Annotated in this window: 24 protein-coding genes; 6 read left to right on the top strand and 18 right to left on the bottom strand. The window is 43.1% G+C overall.

What is annotated here, in order from left to right; translation table 11 throughout:
- The first annotated feature begins 47 nt into the window (after positions 1-47).
- The 3 genes from ACMXYX_RS06255 to ACMXYX_RS06245 all read left to right on the top strand — a co-directional run bounded on the left by ACMXYX_RS06255 (position 48) and on the right by ACMXYX_RS06245 (position 2,736).
- The gene (locus ACMXYX_RS06255) at positions 48-1,262 is read left to right on the top strand and encodes a pyridoxal phosphate-dependent aminotransferase (protein ID WP_415897952.1); all 1,215 of its coding nucleotides are present in this window, start codon (positions 48-50) and stop codon (positions 1,260-1,262) included.
- Positions 1,263-1,372: 110 nt separating this feature from the next.
- Entirely contained in the window at positions 1,373-1,744 is a 372-nt protein-coding gene (locus tag ACMXYX_RS06250; protein ID WP_415884147.1) for a hypothetical protein, read from the top strand.
- Between the two features lie 164 nt (positions 1,745-1,908).
- Positions 1,909-2,736 (top strand): HDOD domain-containing protein, encoded by an 828-nt coding sequence (locus ACMXYX_RS06245; RefSeq protein WP_415884146.1) that lies wholly within the window; start codon positions 1,909-1,911, stop codon positions 2,734-2,736.
- 56 nt (positions 2,737-2,792) lie between these two features.
- On the opposite strand, the gene ACMXYX_RS06240 is transcribed toward ACMXYX_RS06245, so the two are convergent.
- Positions 2,793-3,284 carry an exonuclease domain-containing protein gene (locus ACMXYX_RS06240; protein ID WP_415884145.1) on the bottom strand — a complete coding sequence of 164 codons (492 nt, stop codon included), beginning with the start codon at positions 3,282-3,284 and terminating at the stop codon, positions 2,793-2,795.
- Positions 3,285-4,190, bottom strand: a complete 906-nt coding sequence (locus tag ACMXYX_RS06235; protein ID WP_415897951.1) for a class I SAM-dependent methyltransferase — start codon at positions 4,188-4,190, stop codon at positions 3,285-3,287. It lies immediately after the preceding gene.
- Between the two features lie 153 nt (positions 4,191-4,343).
- Between ACMXYX_RS06235 and htpX the strand changes: the two genes are divergently transcribed.
- On the top strand, positions 4,344-5,237 hold the full coding sequence (gene htpX, locus ACMXYX_RS06230) for a protease HtpX (protein ID WP_415884143.1): 894 nt from the start codon (positions 4,344-4,346) through the stop codon (positions 5,235-5,237).
- A 35-nt stretch (positions 5,238-5,272) separates the two neighbouring features.
- Here the strand turns inward: htpX and ACMXYX_RS06225 are convergent, their stop codons facing one another.
- From ACMXYX_RS06225 to ACMXYX_RS06150, 16 genes are all read right to left on the bottom strand, one after another.
- Complete coding sequence (locus ACMXYX_RS06225; RefSeq protein WP_415897950.1) at positions 5,273-5,680, bottom strand: hypothetical protein; 408 nt, start codon at positions 5,678-5,680, stop codon at positions 5,273-5,275.
- A gap of 2 nt (positions 5,681-5,682) precedes the next feature.
- A complete protein-coding gene (locus ACMXYX_RS06220) occupies positions 5,683-6,495 on the bottom strand; it encodes an alpha/beta fold hydrolase (RefSeq protein WP_415897949.1) in 813 nt (270 codons plus the stop codon).
- Positions 6,482-8,119 (bottom strand): ABC transporter transmembrane domain-containing protein, encoded by a 1,638-nt coding sequence (locus ACMXYX_RS06215; protein WP_415897948.1) that lies wholly within the window; start codon positions 8,117-8,119, stop codon positions 6,482-6,484. Before ACMXYX_RS06215 ends, ACMXYX_RS06220 begins: the two co-directional genes overlap by 14 nt.
- Positions 8,097-9,152, bottom strand: a complete 1,056-nt coding sequence (locus tag ACMXYX_RS06210) for an AAA family ATPase (RefSeq protein WP_415897947.1) — start codon at positions 9,150-9,152, stop codon at positions 8,097-8,099. Before ACMXYX_RS06210 ends, ACMXYX_RS06215 begins: the two co-directional genes overlap by 23 nt.
- Positions 9,149-9,796: a hypothetical protein gene (locus ACMXYX_RS06205; RefSeq protein WP_415897946.1), complete on the bottom strand. Its 648-nt coding sequence runs from the start codon at positions 9,794-9,796 to the stop codon at positions 9,149-9,151. Before ACMXYX_RS06205 ends, ACMXYX_RS06210 begins: the two co-directional genes overlap by 4 nt.
- A 16-nt stretch (positions 9,797-9,812) precedes the next feature.
- Positions 9,813-11,138 (bottom strand): sensor histidine kinase, encoded by a 1,326-nt coding sequence (locus tag ACMXYX_RS06200; RefSeq protein WP_415897945.1) that lies wholly within the window; start codon positions 11,136-11,138, stop codon positions 9,813-9,815.
- A 3-nt stretch (positions 11,139-11,141) separates the two neighbouring features.
- Positions 11,142-11,801: a response regulator transcription factor gene (locus ACMXYX_RS06195; RefSeq protein WP_415897944.1), complete on the bottom strand. Its 660-nt coding sequence runs from the start codon at positions 11,799-11,801 to the stop codon at positions 11,142-11,144.
- A 4-nt stretch (positions 11,802-11,805) separates the two neighbouring features.
- A complete protein-coding gene (locus tag ACMXYX_RS06190; RefSeq protein WP_415897943.1) occupies positions 11,806-12,105 on the bottom strand; it encodes a PepSY domain-containing protein in 300 nt (99 codons plus the stop codon).
- 239 nt (positions 12,106-12,344) lie between these two features.
- On the bottom strand, positions 12,345-13,061 hold the full coding sequence (locus ACMXYX_RS06185; RefSeq protein WP_415906645.1) for an LrgB family protein: 717 nt from the start codon (positions 13,059-13,061) through the stop codon (positions 12,345-12,347).
- Entirely contained in the window at positions 13,054-13,404 is a 351-nt protein-coding gene (locus ACMXYX_RS06180) for a CidA/LrgA family protein (RefSeq protein ID WP_415897941.1), read from the bottom strand. Before ACMXYX_RS06180 ends, ACMXYX_RS06185 begins: the two co-directional genes overlap by 8 nt.
- 39 nt (positions 13,405-13,443) lie before the next feature.
- Positions 13,444-14,094, bottom strand: a complete 651-nt coding sequence (locus ACMXYX_RS06175; RefSeq protein ID WP_415906823.1) for a YceH family protein — start codon at positions 14,092-14,094, stop codon at positions 13,444-13,446.
- 76 nt (positions 14,095-14,170) lie between these two features.
- Complete coding sequence (locus tag ACMXYX_RS06170) at positions 14,171-14,887, bottom strand: hypothetical protein (RefSeq protein ID WP_415897940.1); 717 nt, start codon at positions 14,885-14,887, stop codon at positions 14,171-14,173.
- 9 nt (positions 14,888-14,896) lie between these two features.
- Positions 14,897-15,412, bottom strand: a complete 516-nt coding sequence (locus ACMXYX_RS06165; RefSeq protein ID WP_415897939.1) for a hypothetical protein — start codon at positions 15,410-15,412, stop codon at positions 14,897-14,899.
- Entirely contained in the window at positions 15,409-16,017 is a 609-nt protein-coding gene (locus ACMXYX_RS06160; protein WP_415887703.1) for a hypothetical protein, read from the bottom strand. Before ACMXYX_RS06160 ends, ACMXYX_RS06165 begins: the two co-directional genes overlap by 4 nt.
- Positions 16,014-16,724 (bottom strand): MotA/TolQ/ExbB proton channel family protein, encoded by a 711-nt coding sequence (locus ACMXYX_RS06155; protein ID WP_415897938.1) that lies wholly within the window; start codon positions 16,722-16,724, stop codon positions 16,014-16,016. The genes ACMXYX_RS06160 and ACMXYX_RS06155 overlap by 4 nt, the downstream gene beginning before the upstream one ends.
- A 50-nt stretch (positions 16,725-16,774) precedes the next feature.
- Positions 16,775-18,529 carry a pyrroloquinoline quinone-dependent dehydrogenase gene (locus tag ACMXYX_RS06150; RefSeq protein ID WP_415897937.1) on the bottom strand — a complete coding sequence of 585 codons (1,755 nt, stop codon included), beginning with the start codon at positions 18,527-18,529 and terminating at the stop codon, positions 16,775-16,777.
- Between the two features lie 223 nt (positions 18,530-18,752).
- Between ACMXYX_RS06150 and ACMXYX_RS06145 the strand changes: the two genes are divergently transcribed.
- Both ACMXYX_RS06145 and ACMXYX_RS06140 read left to right on the top strand, forming a co-directional pair.
- Positions 18,753-20,132, top strand: coding sequence for a HAMP domain-containing sensor histidine kinase (locus ACMXYX_RS06145; protein WP_415897936.1), 1,380 nt, complete (start codon positions 18,753-18,755; stop codon positions 20,130-20,132).
- Positions 20,119-20,775: a response regulator gene (locus ACMXYX_RS06140; protein ID WP_415906644.1), complete on the top strand. Its 657-nt coding sequence runs from the start codon at positions 20,119-20,121 to the stop codon at positions 20,773-20,775. The genes ACMXYX_RS06145 and ACMXYX_RS06140 overlap by 14 nt, the downstream gene beginning before the upstream one ends.
- The last annotated feature ends 15 nt before the right edge of the window (positions 20,776-20,790 follow it).

The raw sequence follows: 20,790 nt of genomic DNA, 5'->3' as shown, positions 1-20,790 counted from the left end.
CAACATCTAGCCGCAGAGATTCCCGGCTAGGTTTGCAGGACAATAAAATGCCAGTAATCCGTAAATCAAACAAGCTGATCAATGTGTGTTACGACATTCGTGGTCCAGTACTTCAGGAAGCTAAACGTCTTGAAGAAGAAGGACAACGAATCCTTAAATTAAACATTGGCAATCCCGCCCCATGGGGTTTCGACGCGCCTGAAGAGATTGTACAGGACGTTATTTTGAATCTACCCGCCTCCCAAGGTTACTGTGATTCAAAAGGCTTGTTTTCCGCCCGTAAAGCGGTGATGCAAGAGTGTCAGAAGAACGGAATTAAGAATGTAGGCATTGAAGATATCTACATTGGCAATGGCGTTTCAGAACTTATCGTCATGGCAATGCAAGGGTTGCTAAACGATACCGATGAGATGCTGATTCCTGCGCCTGACTACCCGCTTTGGACAGCTGCAGTAAGCCTGAGCGGCGGTAACCCAATCCATTACCGTTGTGATGAAGAGAAAGATTGGGCTCCGGATATTGAAGATATGCGCAGTAAAATTACTGATCGCACAAAAGGTATCGTGGTTATTAACCCAAATAATCCAACGGGCGCTGTATATCCAAAAGCCGTACTTGAACAGATCATAGAACTTGCCCGTGAGCATAATCTGATCATCTTCGCAGACGAGATTTATGACAAAATTTTATACGATGACGCGGTTCACACTCCGCTAGCATCACTAGCTGATGACGTTCTGTGCATCTCCTTCAACGGTCTATCTAAATCCTATCGAGCAGCAGGTTTCCGTTCTGGTTGGATGATTGTAAGCGGTCCGAAGCACAATGCCCGTGATTACATCGAGGGCTTGGAGATGCTCTCTAGCATGCGCCTTTGCTCCAACGTACCAACTCAGCATGCTATCCAAACAGCACTAGGTGGATACCAGAGCGTCAATGAATTGATTGTATCGGGTGGTCGACTTTACGAGCAGCGTAATCTAGCTTGGAAGATGCTTAACGAGATCCCAGGTGTAAGCTGTACGAAACCAGAAGGCGCACTGTATCTGTTCGCTAAATTAGATCCAGAGGTTTATCCGATCAAGAATGACGAGAAGATGGCTTTAGATCTGCTACTTCAACAGAAAGTCCTTATTGTGCAAGGCAGCGGCTTTAACATGCCGGATACTCAACATTTCCGGTTGGTATTCTTACCTCGTAAGGATGAGCTTCAGGACGCTATCGAAAGGATAGGCACCTTCCTCAAAACCTACGAGCAATAAACAGAACGGCCATCTTCGATGGCCGTTTTTTTTGTAATGTCATTGTAATAAGACCATCCTAGACTAAGCTCAATATTGTGTATTCGCCTTTAGAGTAAATAGGATAATCAATGTTTATAAAGGTAAGAAAAAACTGCGGTATCTATATGGAACACAACGGCCTAGAGCAGCGCCACCTTGTTCCCGTTACATCCAACTTTCTCATCAACCTAAATCATGTCGCAGAAGTCTCTTTCTATACAATTAAAGAGTCTAAGATCCGTTACGACCTCGAACATCATGAGGTAACCATACCTCCTCATACCCGTGTTATTCACGTACAAATGAACTACCTATATGGCTCCTACAAAGAAACGGTTAACGACAAAAAAGGCCGTTTAGTGGACCGTTGTTACTACAAACTTTACTTTATGCCAGAAGAGATGGGACAGTACGAAGGCATTCGATCTCAGATAGAAGGCTTAGTCCTAAATGAGGACTAATTGATTAAAAAGCGGCCACCAGCCGCTTTTTTTTTGCCTAAAAATCAAAAACTTCTTGCAAAAAAACTCATAGATCTCTAATTATCTAATTAGAGCTTTATGTTGATACAGGTATGGGTGTTAAATAAGCTCAATCATATGAATCTTATCTCTAAGGAGTGCACATGGAGATTCGCGAACTACTTGAGCAAACAGACAAACTGCCCAACGTTCCTGAAGTCGTAAGACAGTTAATTCAGCAATTAAACAACCCTGCTGCAGATTATGGCGAAATTGCTGAAAAAGTTGCACAAGATCAGACACTGTCTCTAAAAATTCTGCGCCTCGTAAACTCTGCCCATTTCGGTCTAAGACGCAAAGTATCATCTATTGATGAAGCAGTCGTAATGCTTGGCATGGTGCGACTCAAAACGCTTGTTATCGCTTCGGGTATTGCTGGCTCTGTTAAAGAAGTGGAAGGGTTAGACCTGAAGAAATTCTGGAGCGAATCATTCCGCGTGGCAGCTCTATCAAAATGGTTTGCTGAACGAGATACAGAAGTTGATCCTGACATTGCCTTTACCGCTGGCTTAATTCATAACATTGGCCGTCTTCTGTTACACCTATCCCAACCAATACGTGCACAGGAAATTCAAGCAACAATAGATAATTCAAGTTGCAGCCGCTGTGACGCAGAAATCGAGCACTTAGGCTTCACAGCGCCTGAAGCAGGACAAGCTTTATTAGATATGTGGAGCTTTCCGAAAGAGCTAGGCATTGCTGTTCGCCAACACAAACAAGCAACCTCTTTCGAAGAGCCATCAGCACTGGCTGCAGTGGTCAATCTAGCTTGCGTTGTGAATTCGGCTATCCGCAATGAAGACAATATCGATACACTACAAAGTAATTACCCTAAAGATGTCGCCACACTTGCAGGTGTATCAGCAGATACATCAGGTGATCTAGAAGAAGCACTAAATCTTGAATCAGGTTTAGATGGTTTAGCTGATTAGCTTCACTTCAACATTTAAAAAGGCAGCTTAGGCTGCCTTTTTTGTTTCTCTTATCGTTAAACCGGTTCAGTACCGGTTGCTGTAACGGCTTTAATACAAGAGATAATATCTCTTACATCTTGCAACGCACGATGACGACGAAATTGAGCTTTGGCCAAAAAGCCAAACTGAATAAGCTGTTCTTTACTCAATATTCGATCTAACCCCGCCATACGGAAACTCGGCTGAATGCCCGTCGCTTCAAATAAACGAGTTAACCAAAATAGATCAAATTCAAATGCATCGCTAATCAGCGTTTTACCTTTAAGCTTTTGATTTAAACGTGAGCAAGCCTGCTTAATATCAAGACCTTTGCTTACCGCTTCTTCTCGCTCTATGCCGTGCATCTCTTCAGCATATTCATCCCAATATCGCCATCCGGCTGCAGAATCTGGATTAATCAGAAAGTTATCTTGTTCGCCTGTCTCATCATTGATCCAAGCGATTTCGATAGGATAAGACTCAGCGCCTAACCCACTTGCTTCCAAATCAATACAAATTAACTCCACTCAGTTCTCCCTTACGTACAACAACACTTTAAGGCTTTTTTCGGGTTCGGCTTCCGGAAAATCTTCTGGATTTTTTAAACGTTCTACAAACTTAAAATCTGGGCACTCTTCTAACATCAAGTTCTTTAAAAACTCAGTGCCATTTTTCGGGTCGTTATGGCAAGCCAAAACCTGCCCACCCTCTTTAGTTAATTCGTTCAAACGACGAATAACCTTACGATAGTCTTTTTCTGCCACAAAACTTCCCGGCTGGAAACTTGGCGGATCGATTACGATCAAATCATAAGGACCGTACTGTCTCACGCGCTTCCAAGACCTAAAGAGATCGTACGCCAAAAATTTAACCCGGTCTCCTTCTAAGCCATTTAAAAGGTGATTTTCCCGACCGGTATTGATAGCGCCCCTGGACATATCTACATTCACTACCTGATCAGCACCACCGGCAAGGGCTGCAACCGAGAAAGCGCAAGTATATGAGAATAAGTTTAGCACGTGTTTACCACCCGCATTGTGCATCACCCATTTACGCCCCTCACGCATATCCAAAAACAAACCACTATTTTGATTGCGTTGAGGTTTGACCTGATAAAACAGGCCAAGTTCCATCGTATTCATCTGCTCAGGCACTGAGCCCCAAGCAACATTTTGCTGCGCTTCTTTACCTCGAGAGCGCTGCTGAATCACCAAGCCTTCGATTTCATCTACACTCTTTAAAGTATCGCTTAATTCAGTAACCCACTCAGGTTCAACTTCTTTATACAACCGAGCTACGGCATAAGGAGGAAACCAGTCAATTACCAGATGCTCAAACCCCGGAAAACAGTGCCCACGGCCATGAAAAATCCGGCGCGATTCACCCATCGCTAATGGTATTTGCTGCTTTACGACTGTTAAGACTTGCTGCATCTGAGATCCTGTATCCAAAGGGTCATAAAAAGGGGCTAAATTATAGGCTCGGGCGCAAATGGACACCAGCAATAACAGGACAAATAGACTTGAAACTTTTATCATTCACCCCTATCTAAGCAATGAGGTTAAACAATAGGAAATCTTTCACTTATGATGCGTATCGGCTTATTTCTATTAACTAACATCGCTGTGCTAATCGTTGCCAGCATTACCCTTAATCTACTGGGTGTTGACCACTATGTTTCCGGTGCTGGCCTTAATATGACCAGTTTGCTGATCTTCTGTGCAGTCTTCGGTTTTGCAGGTTCATTCATCTCGCTATTCCTATCTAAGAAAATGGCGAAAATGACAACAGGTACAGAGATCATTACCCAAGCACGTAACTCTGATGAACAATGGCTTTTAGATACTGTTGCTGAGCTTTCAGAAAAAGCGGGTATTAAAATGCCGGAAGTCGGTATTTTCCCAGCTCAACAAGCAAATGCATTTGCAACAGGTTGGAACAAGAATGACGCATTAGTTGCAGTTAGCTTAGGTCTGTTACAGCGCTTCCAGAAAGAGGAAGTAAAGGCTGTAATGGCCCATGAGATTGGCCATGTAGCTAACGGTGATATGGTTACAATGAGTTTAGTACAAGGCGTTATAAATACTTTTGTAATGTTCTTTGCTCGCATTGCAGGCTACGCAGTAGATAGCTTCCTAAAAAGTAACGATGAAGAAAGCCAGCCAGGTACTGGTATTGGTTACTTCATTACTGTAATTGTCTTCGAAATCATTTTTGGAATTTTGGCTTCGTTTGTTGTTTCTTGGTTCTCTCGTTACCGCGAGTTCAGAGCAGATGAAGCAGGAGCAGACCTATCTAGCAACCATGCGATGATCGGTGCACTGCAACGTTTGAAAGCTGAATATGAAATGCCAGATCAGATGCCTGGCCAGCTAACTGCCTTTGGTATTAGCAGCCATATGAAGTCTGGCCTGATGGAATTAATGTCTAGCCACCCTCCGCTTGATAAGCGAATCGAAGCGCTTCAGAAGCGAGGTTAAGCATAAAAAGGTCCCCGGCAAGCCGGGGATTTTTTTTATTCCAGCGTATTTCCATCGATAAACTGTCTATACCGAATAACCTTCTCTAACTGTCCAGCGTCACTCAGCCTATACTTATAGATTTTATCGCCTTGTCGATAGATGCCTCGACAGCGGAATTCTTTGCCTTCCATACTTAAACAGATTTCGTCTTTGTTATTTACTTTCCAGACACCCTTTCTCTCTTCCCAGTATCGCTCCTGCTGAATCTGCCCATTTTTAGCGTAGTACGTGAAACTGCTGCTACCGGATATGACGTTGAATGATTCAACGGTTTTGCCTACAAATAAAGCCTTGATTTCAGAACCATTCAGCTGCGTCAAAGGTTCATCACTTGGCTTGACCTGACAACCCACCAGCATAACTACTGTACTCAACCCAAGTATTGTTTTCAAAGTTGTCATCTTTATCTCCGATTACATTCCGACCAAAACTGGTCAATACAAGTCTTTAATCCACTAGCAAAAAAACTACCCGCAAAGTCATGTCCCTGTTCGGGTAAAACACAAATACGTGGGGTAGTTACATCTAATAATTGGCCTTTCAATTCAGCTAATTGTTTAAACCAAGTATGAGCACGTTCAAGCCGATTCATTCCTTGTACTTTATCTACACGTGCCCCAGTCCTTAAACTTTTATCACGTACCGTGTCCTGTTCCCCAACGGCCACCATTAAAGGTAGTGATAGCATCCGGTCTAAATGCGCTTTCCCCATCCATTTAGGTATATCTCTTAACCCGTAGGGGTAGGTATCTTCATGATTAGGAAGCGTGTACCAACCCGCACTACATATAACCAGAGAGGCTATTTTGTTTGGGTGGAAAAGTGCATATCGGTGCACAAACTGTGCGCCACCCGAATAACCACACAATTTAATTTTAAATTCCGGCAACCCCACATGTTTTCTAAATGCGATCAGAAGTGTATTCAACGCAATATCAGCACGTGGCATATAAGGGCCTTTAGATAATTTCTGATATTGTGGAAAGATTGTTTTTTCAAACTCAGGCACGACCAACCAACAGCCAAATTTATCAGCAAGGGTTCTATAAGCATCCAACTGATCATCGTATTGCCGAGAAATTCCATGCACCGCAACAATAACTTGAGCATCATTCTTCAGCTGTTTTGGGCGGTATAATCTCGCAGGCAATGATTTTACTGACGGGTAAATACAACGGACAGCAGCGCCTGGAGCAGGTATTTCAAGCAAGCTCATGATTTATCCCTCTTGGAAATTCAACAACATTGCTATGTTTAGCATCTTCACTTGCTGAAACTTTAATCTCACCATTAGTCAGAAACATTAACTCTTCCAACTCCTCGGCAATAACAATAGCTCCATCAAAGCGATTGAACACATCCACTAAAATGCTTCTAATATCAGAACTTTTTAACGCAACATCAGAATCGATAAGCAATAGTTTTGGGCGCCTTAGCAAAGCTCTTGCAAGCTGAACCCTAAACCTTAAATTACTGGGCAGATTTGCCCCCCTTTCTGCAATTTTTAATTCGCCTTCTTCATCAGCGCAATATGCCTGCAAACCGGTTGTTTCAAGAACCTGCTCTGTAAACTCTTCTGACCTTTTCCTTGCACCATAGAAAAGATTACTACTTACCGTTCCTTTCAGTAGAGGAAGCTCTGGACTTACAAGTGAGACCGTTTGAGCCCAAATTGATGGATGAATCGATGAACTCCTTCGGCCGCAAAATCTGAGTTTCCCATTCGTAATAGGAGCAAGTCCTGCTAAAGCCTCCATGAATGAGCTCTTGCCTACTCCTTGATCGCCTCTTAGCAACAAGCGATCTTGTTCATTGATTACGAAAGAGATTGGGCTGAAACGCCGCTTAACAGCCATACCTTTTGACTCAACTCTAAAGGCCTTTTTAGGCAATCGACGTTTGCTCTGCTGACCTACGATATCCCGCTGCAAAAACGCACCTAACTTATCTTCGGATACCTTTTTTAAGGTCCACAGCTCATACAAGCGGCTAAGCCTTCTAAGCTGATTAACCAAATACAAAGACGCTACGAGCAACACAGGAATATAAGTTTCTGCAATAAGCCCTGCATGACTAAGGTTTAACCCCTGCATCACTATAACGAGCACAGATATAAGTAGAACTGCTTCGTTAAAGCCTCTGATTAGAGAAGACGCATGAGCTTTACGCATCTGACGTGTTTTTAATCGATCAGCACTACGAGAAAACTTTCGCTGCTCTTTTCCAGATTGATTGAATAACCTGATTAACTTAAAGAGGGCTAATCGCTCATTAGTCGCATTTATTAAACGCCCTCTTTCACGCCTCACACTCACCGTCGAATAATATAAGCCCTTACCTAAATAAAAATTCCCTAAGACAGCAAAAGCCAGCGGTATAAAAGCCGTTACTAACAAAGTCCAATGGATCTGACTGAGTGCAACAAATCCAGCTAATAGCCAAACTCCCAATACAAGCAGTGGAGCAATACCTTGCACCATCCAATTGCGAATGGGCGTCATATCCCCAGTCAACCGCAATAAAGTACCACCTCGGTTAAGAGTCTCATCACTCACGGGGAGCGCCAAAGTGTGTTTATAAACTGTATTTCGTAACTCACAGATATAAGCTTGAGCCATACGTTCAGCGAAATAACGTTCACAATATCTGGCCGCCGCTAATCCAAAAATTGCAGTTAACACAATTGATGTTATACCCAGATCAAATGAAAACTGCTCGTGGCCCAACTGATCCTTGGCTAAGGTCATTAAGCCTAGGAAACAGGCAGTCTGTATCAATCCAATTAGGATCAAACCACCGATTCCCTTCCAACGTTGTTTAGATAGCATAGGAGGTAACATAACTATGATCCCTCTCCAAACTAGCCATCAATGCCTTCGCTGTGCTCACTTTGCGCAAAGCATCCAAGCTATAAATAGGTAAACCAAGGCTATCTTGTACTTCATCCGCACATAATTCTGCACGTGTGAATAAACCACCTAAGCCATAAATAGGGAATCCAGCTTCAATCATTTTTTCAGCGCAAAATGCTGCGGCGGTTGAGCTATCTGCAGCGATCATCGATGCACTTACTTCCTTAAGCAAACGGCCATTCGCTATGAGTGCTTTGTTTTGTGGCTGTAAAACCCCATCTGCTAATTCAACAACCAATAGATCCGCATCAGCTTGAACCGCATCCATTTTTAATCTTTGAAGCAACTGAACTAACTTTGTTTCACTTAGATTAACTGTGGTTGGGTAACCCGCATCAAGGAAATCTTTCACTTGAAAAGCCCCAGCATCAACCATCTTCCAATAGTCAGGCCCTGACCCTGTACCTGTTAACTTGGCAGCTGCGGCTTTATAACCGGCTTTGGTAAAGCCGTTAATTAACGAAGATGCCATTGAGGTCTTACCACTGTTCATATCACTGCCGACCACCAACAAAACAGGCATTTCATTAGCCGATGGATGCAGATAAGCATCTTTAAGCGTACTATAGTTCTCTAAGTTAATTTTCTGCCCTTGGCTATTAACTAACACCCCTAAAACTGTAATTTCAGTCGCGGCTTTTACTTGAGCGCTTTTACTAATCACATCTCCTGCAATACCACCGGCAGCAACGAGTTGAGTTTTACCTAACTGCGCCGGAGACTTAGCGTAGAACTGATCCGTGGCATAACGATCACCCGCAACGACAATAATCAGATCATCCACAAAAAGGTGCTCACGGCGTCCATAAGGGTTTTCAATCCGGGTGTGCTGCCGAATCCGATCCACTCTCGCTAATAAAAGATCTCCTGTCTCAGGCAACAGTTCCGCAACGTCAGCAACATCATCAAAGTTAACGTTACGCGTGATATAGCTTCTTTTGACACGATTCAGATCAATCATTTTCTACCTCTCTTTTGTTTACGTAGTTTGTAAACAATTCGGGATATTCTCTTTGCTGTCGCTCTTTCTGGTGTTAATAGGGCTTCCAATTCCACTTTTTTTACATCCCAATTCCGATCTTTAGTTCTTCGTGAAACTATCAAACCTAGTTCAGGGGAATATTCAATGTCATGAACTTCCCTAACCTTAGCCACAACCTCTTTCCAAAATGCCGAGCGGGCACAGGTGTATTTATTAGTTTTGTACTTTTTCTTTTTCAGTTTGAAGTTGCCTTCACCATGATAAGTACAACGCCAATAACGTATTGAGTTCCCAGATTTAGGGCTTTGACGGTTTAGTTCGAATTCAACAACATCATCTTTTCCAAATGGGATTAGTTCTTCAGGTGATCCAAACTTCACTGCCTGTGTGAAACCCTGAGTACGATCCGGATATTTCTGATAACTCAAGACAGGTACAACCGGATGAATAGATCGTTTATATAAGCGCTTTCGCTGATCTTCCCAAACCTCCCAACCAGTACCTTTTTCGACAAGTTTCTCTACTTTTCCATCACTGTAGATAGCAACAGTACCAATATCATTACTGGCAGCGATGGCTCCGGCGTACCCTACAAAAAACATTGCAATTAATGCTCGTTTCATCACCTTTAACCCCTAATCAAAGCTTCTTAACTAGCTCAACTTTTACTCTTAAACCGCCTAACTCGCTGGCTGATAGAGTTAGACTTCCACCGTAAACTCGTGCGATCGATTCACAGATTGACAACCCTAGACCGTGACCAGGCAAATGTTCGTTTTCATCAACCCTAACTCCACGTTTATTTGCCTGTTCGATCTTACTTTCGCTAATACCTACACCATCATCGTCTATACAAAAGAACCAATGATTACCATGCGTCTCTACTGTAATTCGTACTTCTGACTGCGAATACTTCCATGCGTTATCTAGTAGATTCCCTAACAGCTCCAACATGTCATCTCTGTCAAAAGGCAGCTTGTCATGTTCACTATTTACATCTAGCGAAAGGGTTCTGTCATGGATCTGGTTCAATAGGACCTCTAAATGCGGCAACTCTTCAGCAAACGAAAACAGATAGCCTGGCATCGGTGCACCAGAGATCCGTGCACGTCTCAATTCACAATCAATTCGGTGATGTAATTGCTCAATGCTCTTATCTATGGCTTGTCGCTGCGCTGTATCCGTCAGCATCGACGCATGTATCTTTAATTCTTGTAGTGGCTTCTTAAGTTCGTGCGCTAAGTTACCCAACGCCATGCGCGAACGAGACAACTGCTCCTCTGAGCCTGACACCAATTTTCTAATAGACTCAACCAGTCCTGATATCTCTTGCGGTACATCCTCAGGGAAACTCAATTCACCCGTATTTTTATTGTTTTCAATCGCCTCTTGAACGGGAGCTAAGCGATTAAAACCCGCTCGAATGACATAGCGTTGCCATAGAACAAAGCCAAAGATAGATATCCCGGCGACCGCAACTAAAATCCACTCATAGAATCGCTGCTTCTGTTCAATCGCAGTGATATCCTCAGCAATCCACAAACTGAAAGTTTGGCCTTTTTTCGTGAACGCTTCTTGATAAACCAACCACCTTTCACCCGCATTATCGAAATATTGATATTCTTCTGTATCACCGGAAGAAGAACCCGAAACATCAATTACGGTATCCCACAAAGATCGAGAACGGATTTGTTCTTTGCCCCAGCTTAAAATGAAGTAATGGCCAGAGCGCACACGCTGATAAACCGTCGGTAAATATTTCTCATCGACCTGCCAAGCAGCGTTTTTTTTATCTATTGAGGTAATCAAGCTTTCCGCATCCTGCTTAAGACGACTAACTACCAAATCATCTACAAGAATGTGAACACTACGATCGATGATAAATACCAAGACCATTAATAGGGGCAAGACCACCAGTAATAATCGGTTTCGGATACGCTGCTCTAATGAGATCACTCGAGTCATGGCTTAGCCCTTTAACCTGTAACCTTGACCACGAAGGGTCTCGATAATCCCTTTGCCAAAACGCTGTCTGAGTCTATTTACATAAACCTCGATAACGTTACTGTCTCGCATCTGCTCTTCTTCATAGACATGCTCGCTAAGGTGGGCTTTTGAAAATACCTTTCCAGGATTCAACATCAGATATCTAAGTAACCGAAACTCTATCCCCGTTAGCTGAATGGAATTCCCATCCTTATCCTGCACTTGCTGCGTATCTGGGTCCAAAGACAAACCGCACACCGAAATAACTTGAGATGCTCTGCCGAAATAGCGTCGAATCAACGCCTCTAAACGCGCTAACAATTCTTCAGCGTGATACGGCTTACCTAAATAATCATCAGCGCCTGCTTTAAGACCATCAACACGCTCCTGCCAGCTATCACGAGCGGTTAATACTAAAACTGGTGTCATATCACCTATAGCACGCATCTGTTGAAGTACCTCTAAGCCCGAACACTTGGGCAAACCAAGATCCAAAACAATCGCATCGAATGATTCCTCTTTAATTCGAAACAACGCATCTTCACCGTCATAAGATTCTTCAACCGCATAACCACTTCGTTTTAAAACCGGCTTTAAGGCTTCAACTTGTGCGATTTCATCTTCAACTAATAAAATCTTCATAGCCCTACTCTTCAAACTGCTCTTGGAGGAACAAACCGGTTACTGCATCAATCTCAAACTCCACTACAGAGTTACTTTTATTGATCACTTCCACCGAATACACATAACTGTCCTCACCTTCGCGGCTGAGGGATAGATCCAATAATCTTGCGTCACTAATCTCTGGATGGAGCGATAAGATCTCTTCAAGAGGCATTACTTTGCCATCTTTCACTAGCTTTAATACTTCATCCGCACTTAGCTCTTGAGCTTGTGCTAAAGGTGCTAAAAGCACGTACAGTAATAAAATAATTCGTATCAACATTGAGTCGGTCCGATCAAAATCTACGCTAGTTTTATTGGCAGTATAAACAAGCTTTCTTAAATCAAACTTAAAAAACCGGCAGATTTGTTAAGGAAATAGAGCCTTTTGATTATAGTCACAATTTTTACAATAAAATCATAAAGTTATACCTTTAAAAATCTTTATAAAATCGTCTAAAACTACCTAAAACATAAAAAAACCGGCAAGTGCCGGTTTAAGAAAGGTTCGTTATCTTAAAATTAGTAGGGCCAGACAAAAGGCAAAAATATTGCGGTAAAAATACCGATTAATCCCATACCCAGAGATGAGAATGCTCCGGCAACAGGGCTGATTTCAAAAGCCCTGATAGTGCCAACGGCATGACCGTTGATGCCTAACACTAAGCCAACTAAACGCTCATCAGTGACGTTTAATCTTGAAGCTAACAAATCAACGAAAAAAACGGCAAACACGCCTGTCGCTAACAACCCACCCATCATTAATGACACTGAACCACCCAGCTGTTCCGTCAAGCCTATGGCTATTGGCGCCGTAACTGATTTTGGTGCAATTGAAGCCAGCACCTGATCACTAGAACCTAAGCTGAAAGCAATTAAGGCAGCGTAAACCACAGCTAAACTCGCAGAAATTGGCACCGTTAACAGAATTTGTCGCCATGCAGCTCGAATATGATGGCTCTGCTGATACAAAGGAACACCTAAAGCAACCGTGGTTGGTGCAATAAGTACAGATAACCACTTTGCCCCTGAGTAGTACTCTTCGTAACTGATCGACAACCCAAATAAGAACAGCGCCAAGAATGAGGCTGCCAGTAACATTGCCGGACACCAAACGGGCTTGCCCATTTTCTTGAAGAAGTAGCCACCCAAGACAAAGGAAAACAATGTTAGTCCGATTGCAAATAAAGGCATTTCAAGGAAGTGAGGAATCAGGCTTGATAGTGAATGTTCAGTCATCTGGGCTTTGCTCCAATCGACCAAATTTCACTAATAGCAAAGACGTCAAAACACTCAGTAATGTCCCCACGCCTAGTGCTAACCCTAGATTCATCCATTCGCCTTTAAATTGCTCTCCTAAAAAGAACACTCCAACAACACCAGGCACGACAAAAAGAACCAGAGCGGAGATCAGTTGCTGACTGGCTGTTGCGAGTTCATCACTTACGGAGCCTCTGATCATCAACCATAGGGTGATGAGTAACATACCGATTGCAGCACCATGAACAGGTAACTGCAGCAGATAGCTGATTGCTTCCCCAAAAATTAGGAAAGCAAACAAAATGAACATACCTAAAATCATAAAGGTAGCCTGAAGGGAATTAGCGGTGGTCGCTTAGACTTAATCAATATCTGATGAATTTTTTAACGTCATAATCTCTTGTTTGAGATCAGCGACCTCTTGCTCTAGCCTTGCAATTCTTTGCTGCAAAGTAAGATTGTGATCGTCAGTATCCGTTCCGGCCATTTCAACATCAGCATCTTCAACCGCACCACTGAAAAGATGGACGTAACGTGATTCTCGCTTACCCGGTTCACGCGCTAAGCGCTGAACCAAAGAACCCATAGGGTGATCCGCTAAACTAGTTAACGTAGTTTCTACTTCAGATACGTCTTTAAATTCGCATAAGCGATTTGTTCTAGTTCTTAATTCACCTGGTGTTTGCGGCCCACGAAGGAAAAGTACACAAATAACAGCAAGTTGCTGTGCGGTAAATTGAAGGTCGCTGAACTCGGTGTTGCAAAAGCGGTGCTTAAACTTAGATACACGGCTGCCAAAGCCGCTCTCATCACGCACTAAGCGTTTCTCTTTAAGCTCATCCAGTATGTTCTGAACCTCGCTCTCATCAAGTGACAGAACAGGTTCTCGATTACTTTTCTGATTACAAGCGGTTGTTAGGCCATTTAGTGACAGAGGATATTGATCGGGTGTCGTTATCTCTTTTTCCAACAAACAACCAATAACTCGAGTCTGTAGTGAAGTTAGATCCATATCCACGGTTTACTTCCTTCTGTTTCAATATGTTATCCACCATAACATATTAGTCATGTTTCGGTAGAAAACTGTTTTATGGATCAAAACGAGATAATTCGTAACTGATCACCCCACCCTTAAATAACTCCATACTTAATGGCTCTTCACGGACAAGTTTTACTAGACCAACGCCCGGAGCATACCATTCAGTCTGGGTAATCGGGATATCTTGATATCCAAGTTTAGGATCAACATAGAGTGTTAACATTGTAGTCCCTTCAACCCTGATACAACGCTCAAAGGTTCCTGCAGGAACTTCAACAGTATCCGTAACCGACTTAATCTCAAACTGTAAGTTAATATCCCGCTTTCGCGGATCGGGTACTGCGAAGGAAGCAGTCGCATGCAAAGCATAAGGCTTGGTAGGTACGGTCCAACTGCGACCTACTTCAAGATCTTTATTATTGGGTAAGATCCTAACGAGAGACTTTTCAAACCTTGGTTGGTATTCAATCAATGTACGACGTGCAGCTCGATAAACCCCTGTATCATCTTTGAGAATATAGTAATCGGTGCCGTCACTGGTATGACGCACACTGATTGTATCTTCAGTAAAAACCTCTCCCTCTTGAAATTGGGTTTCTCCGAGATTTTCGATTGAAAACTCACGCTGGCTCTCTCGAGAGCCAAATAGCTCATTAACCTGATATTCCCACACAACACCTTTCTGCAAAGGGAAATAATCTGTGTCAGGAATATCAGCGCTACAGCCCGCTAATAACAAGCTCGCCAGAAAAAAAGTAATTCGCATAATCACAGTTTATTTCTCCGGTAGAGCGGGATCAGGGACTTGAGTAAAATTGATCAGCGGAGATTTTTGCCCCAAAGCATCCTTGCGTTTCGCATCTGAAGGTTTAGTAAAACGCTTTGAAGGCTGCCCTAACTGAGGCTGTCCACTTTTAGTTTTCTTTAAAGCTTCTTCAACAGCCCCATGGGTCGCTTGGTCATAATCGATCCGGAATGCTCTGGGCTTTTCGTCCAGCTCATCATTTTTCAGATCGGTAAGCCAAATGTAGATATCACCCTCTTTATTTGCTTGCTTATCCGGCTCTTCAATTACCGCGTAGTGAAACAGGAACTTATCAGGCAAAGCTGTAGGACTCGGCCAGCCCTGACTTTGCTTCCACCCCAAGTAGCTACAACCGTAGAAAAACAATGCAATGACAACTAAACCGGCTTTAACTGGCCACTTCAATCGCCCACTGATGACCGCCAACAATAACAGTGCCGTTAAAAGCACATAAGCCAATGTCAGCACTAGGAGTTCTTCATTCATTTCTGATTCGCCTTAATAATGCTTTTCTGCAGTTTGTTAATATTGGTTACTTTGCCTTGCGTATTCAGGGTAAAACGCAAGGCTGTCAGCTCATCATTTTCAGCTGCCAAGGTTTCAGTGGTGTAACTTATAACCTTAAGTACTGGATTCACCTCTGCCAGATAGACGGTCACTGGAACAGGTTCGTCATTCTCACTTTTAAAGTAATGAAGGTTGATCACGTACTCACCTGGAGGCCGACCTCGAATCGTCAGTACCTCCTGATTAATTGGATTCGTAATCGTTTTCCCATCAATCACCTGAGTATCATTGGCGTTGCCACGATCATCTCGATCCAAATGCATCAGACCTTGTTGTGTCCGCTTGTAGTAAACCTTTTCGCCTTTGGGACCTAAGGCCCAAACGTCAATATCGTTAGGGCTTCCATCCGGCCAACTCACCGTAATAATAAACTCAGCTTTGGGATCAATAATCCCCGACTTTGCCGGCGGATTGAGCAGTAACAGTGCAACCAAAAACAAAAAGGTAAAAGTCAGCAATGCGTTAAAAAGCAGATCAGTAAACGGATCTATTTCAAAGTTAGACCGCTGCCCAAAGAGTTTCATGACGCAGGCTCGCTTTCAGCAACACCATTTTTCTGCTGACCTAAGGTGATACTTAAAGCCACAAAACGATCAGCCATACGATCAAGCAGTAAATATTGAACACTTAATAGCATGCTGCAGGTTAAACCAATCAAGGTAGTACTCATGGCGATGCCCATACCATGAGTCATCTGTTGCATTAAGGTTTTAACATCATCAATCGTCAGATTTTCCAACCCAGAAACAGAGCTCAGCATGATGATAAAGCCAATCACCGTACCTAAGAGCCCCAACTTGACCATGACACCCACAACAAACCAGCCTACTTGATGAGAGCCTCGAGCCCCTTCAACAAGTAGCTCTGCTAAAAGTCCTTTATCAGCATTTTGATCATGTAACTCTTCGTCAGACACATTGAACAGGTAATCCTGTGAAAGGGAGAGGCCGTCAGGAAAAGCTTTTTCCTCGGGGGTTAACCCCGTCTCTTGGCGGCGGATATAGTAATGATCCAACATCGAGAACTGTTGGGAGAGATAAAAGCTGCGATAAGCACAATGGCAGCTCATACCTATCAATAACACTAAGATGAATATGCAAACGCGGGTTTGATCTTGCTGAATGATCTCCAACAACACTCCTTGATCCCAACCGACATAGAAGCCAAAAAGAATCACACCAAATAATAAAGCCCAGTAGAGCAGAACTTTATATTGCACAGGATTGTACATACTAAGCATCCTTACACATTCAATTATGAGCGATATCTAATACTACTAATTTATTTAGCTGCTCGAGGCAAACTAAATACCAACAAACTATCCCCTGTGGGGTAGCCTGCGATTCTATTTCCGCCTGCTGCAACGGCAATGTACTGAAGACCATTGTGGCTATAACTTACCGGCGGCGCATTAACACCATAGGACTGTTTATAGCTCCAAAGCTTTTCGCCTGTCGTAGCATCTACCGCAAAAAACTCACCATCACCCTCACCACTGAAAACTAAATCACCGGCTGTTGCCAAAGTTCCACCTAGCATGGGCAAACGCGTTTTGTGCTGCCAGCTCAACTTACCGGTTTTTAAGTCGACCGCCGTTAAGGTTCCATAACGTTGCTTCTCATCGAACTCAAAATAGCTATAGGTTTGCCAAGGTAACTCTGAATTCAGTTTTAAAGGTTTGCGGTAATAAGTTGCTGGCATGTGAATACCTGCAATATAGACTTGCTGCTTATCTGGATTGACTGATACTGGAGACCAATTGCTACCACCTGCGATACCCGGAGCAATAGTTACCCCCTCCTCAGTTGGATCAGCAAATAAGTTAATTTGAGGCACAAATGGGTCGGATTTAAACAGCAGCTCACCGGTTTCTCGGTTAAGCACATAGAACCAGCCGGTTTTTCCCGCTTGCCCTACTGCTTTTACAGTTTTGCCTGCCACAACGGTATCAAATAATACTGGAGGGCTGGAAACATCGTATCCCCAACGATCATGTGGCACTTGCTGGAAGGCCCATTTAAGCTCTCCATTTTTACTATCAATCGCCACAATACTCGAGGTATGCAGGTTATCACCCGGTCGAGTTGAACTGTCCATATTAGGTGCAGGGTTGCCAGTACCCGCAAACAACCAACCGGTTTCTTCATCTATGGCTGGCGTGGTCCATATAGACCCACCACCGAGTTTCCAATTATGTTTAAATCTTTGAGCAGCCGCTTTTTCCGCTGCAATATCACGATTAAGCGTTAAACCACTTGTCGTGGTTTCTTGCCAATCACCCACCCAGTGCTCACCATTAACACTGTACCAACGCCACAACTCCTTACCCGTCTCCATATCAAATGCAGATAGAAAACCACGTAATCCCGTCCGACCATCTCCAATACCAACAACCCTTAACCCTTTTTCAGTATCAAGATGTAAACCATACCCAGCCCCAGTACTACCGACGATTACCATATCCTTGTAAATCTGAGGGGCCATATTGAAACTATGGCTTGTACCACCAGTAATCTTTACGTCTCCACCAAGATCCATCCCCTGTAACAACCCATCGACGCTTTCTTGAACGGAGAGTTCTAAGTCTTCGACTTTGTTCTGCCAAACCAATTCGCCCGTGGTTTGATCTAATGCGATCAGCTGTCCATCTATAGTTGCCTGAAAAACCTTGCCTTTAGCTACAGCCACACCTCTATTTGCTGGCCCACAGCAACTTTTCTTTTTCGGTTTGGGATGTTCATAACGCCACACCTGTTCGCCAGTTCCTGCATCCAGCGCGACGACATGATTGAAAGGAGTCGATAAATAAAGATGATCACCGACTTTTATAGGGCTCGCCTGAAAGCTCGCTTTAATACCGCTATCAAACTTCCAAGCCAACTGAAGTTTGTCTACATTGCCTCGGTTAACTTCTTTAAGAGAACTAAAGCGCTGATTGTCCAAACCATTACCATAGGTTGCCCAATCATCGGCAAATACGACTTGGGATAAAACACTCCCAAGCATTAATCCTAAAAGCTGGTTTGGCACTCGCATAAGTGGTTCCTTGATACGTATGATGTTATATAAATCGATCAAAGTAAGATCGACTTTGATTACTTAAGCATAGAACTAAACTAACTTTTCCTTTTAAAAATCAACAGCGTGAACTTGACCACAAAAGGCGGGTTTATTGCCCGATACACAAACAGGTTATCTACCTACAATATTAAACATTCTTTCAAGGCATAGATTCCAAAGACAAAGATTCTGTTTACTGATGAAGTCAATAAAACTTAACTTTCTGCTAATTTCTCTTGTTGCTATTTCGGGAATGGCTGCGTTACTTATCTCTGCATTTATAGCTTTATATAAAACAGATGCAGACTCACGAAAACATGCTCAAGAGATATCCGCCATCGTAAAGCAACAACTCGAGTTTCAGGTTTTAAAAGTTCAAAACGATGTAATGGCGCCAGAACACTTCCCAGACTTTTTCCTGTGGAAGCACTCTGCTGGCTTCACTGGGTTCTGCGTTTCCTTTGAAACAGATACAGGTGAGGTAGCGCGTAGTCTCTGTACAGGTGATTACACTGAAGATGAATGGCCTTTATGGTTTGAAAACTTCTACCTAGCACTGTTCACTTCAGCAGAGGAAACACGTTCCAGAATAACCTCAAAAATTGGTATTGAAGGTGACATTGTTGTTTCTCCCAGCAAGCCAATTTTGTTGCACAATGCCTGGAATAACATCATGACGCTGATGGAGTTTTCTATCATTGTCGTCGGAATTCTTAGCTTGCTGCTCTATCTATGCCTTCACTGTATTTTAAAGCCGGTCAAAAAAACCCAGCGGGTATTGAATGAGATGCAGAAAGGCAACTTAAGTGCTCAAGTTCCTCCCTCTCATATCAAAGAGTGGCAAGAAACCGCGACCGCGATAAATAACTTAGCTGTCAGCCTTAAAGATACCATAGATGACCGAAAAGAACTCTCATACAAGCTCCTCAACATTCAAGAGAATGAACGACGCTATCTCTGTCGAGAGTTGCATGATGATATGGGGCAATACCTAACAGGACTCAGAGCAATCTCTCATTTCCTGCAACTGGAAGTCGATAGCCAATGCCCAGAGCTTTCGCCCAAAGTTAAACAGGTAAATACGATCTCTGAAGAGATGATGGAGCTGGTGAAAGACTTACTATTTCGTTTAAGACCTGCAGACTTAGATGAGCTCGGTATCTCTGAAAACTTAAAATCAATGATCCAAGACTGGAATACCAAGCACTTCGATAAAAACTGCTCGATCACTTTAGAGGGTGAAATCAACAGTATTCCAGCAGCGATAGCCGTAAATATCCTAAGGACTATTCAAGAGTGTTTAACCAATATTGTTAAACACGCCTCTGCCAGTGCTGCAGAAGTACATCTAACTTACTACCCAACAGATCATAAATATCTAACGTTAACGATCCAAGATAATGGCAATATGACTCAGCCTGAGCCTCTAATTAAACCGGGGAATGGTTTATTAGGTATCAAAGAGCGGATTAATGCGCTTAATGGCGAATTAGAGCTGAGCAAATCACCATTAGGCGGACTCAAAATAGCAGCGAGTATTCCTGTCTGCGAAATTAAGGGATCCAATGAGCACAGTTAATATTCTTCTAGTAGATGACCACGCAATTGTCCGCGAAGGCTATAGAGCCCTTCTAAACCGCGAACCCAATTTTCACATTATCGCTGAAGCGGGATCTGGTGAAGAAGCCTATTCCCTCTACCAACAACATTCGCCTGACCTCGTTCTTTTAGATCTTTCTTTGCCGGGGAAAGGTGGTTTAGCGACCCTTTTACAAATCCGTCAGTATGACCCTAAAGCCCAAGTTCTGATCTTTAGCATGCATCAGAACCCAGCAATGGCTAAGAAAGCCGTGGATGCCGGTGCGCGTGGTTACATCACTAAGAGCAGTGCTCCTGAATTACTAATACAGGCGATCAAAGATATTACACATGGTCAGTTAGCCATCAGCGATGATGTTTCACGTGCATTGGCGCTAGAAAGCCTTCAAGGTGAAGCCGTTATCCTTAGTAAACTATCAACTCGAGAGTTTGAAATTCTTCGAATGATGATTGCCGGTAAAACAAAAGATGAAGTGGCTGAGACACTTTGCATTAGCGCCAAAACTGTCGCCAACAGTTACTACATCATCAAAAGTAAACTTGAAGTCAAAACCGATATTGAGTTGATCCATACCGCTATTCAAGCAGGTATGCTCTCTCCATCGGAGTTAATACCTGTTTAATAACATGCATTGAGC

Origin of the sequence: Neptuniibacter sp. QD72_48 (assembly GCF_047778065.1) — a bacterium.
Classification (GTDB): domain Bacteria; phylum Pseudomonadota; class Gammaproteobacteria; order Pseudomonadales; family Balneatricaceae; genus Neptuniibacter.
Note: the sequence above shows the minus strand (reverse complement) of the source record. Positions and strands in the feature narration are given on the sequence as shown.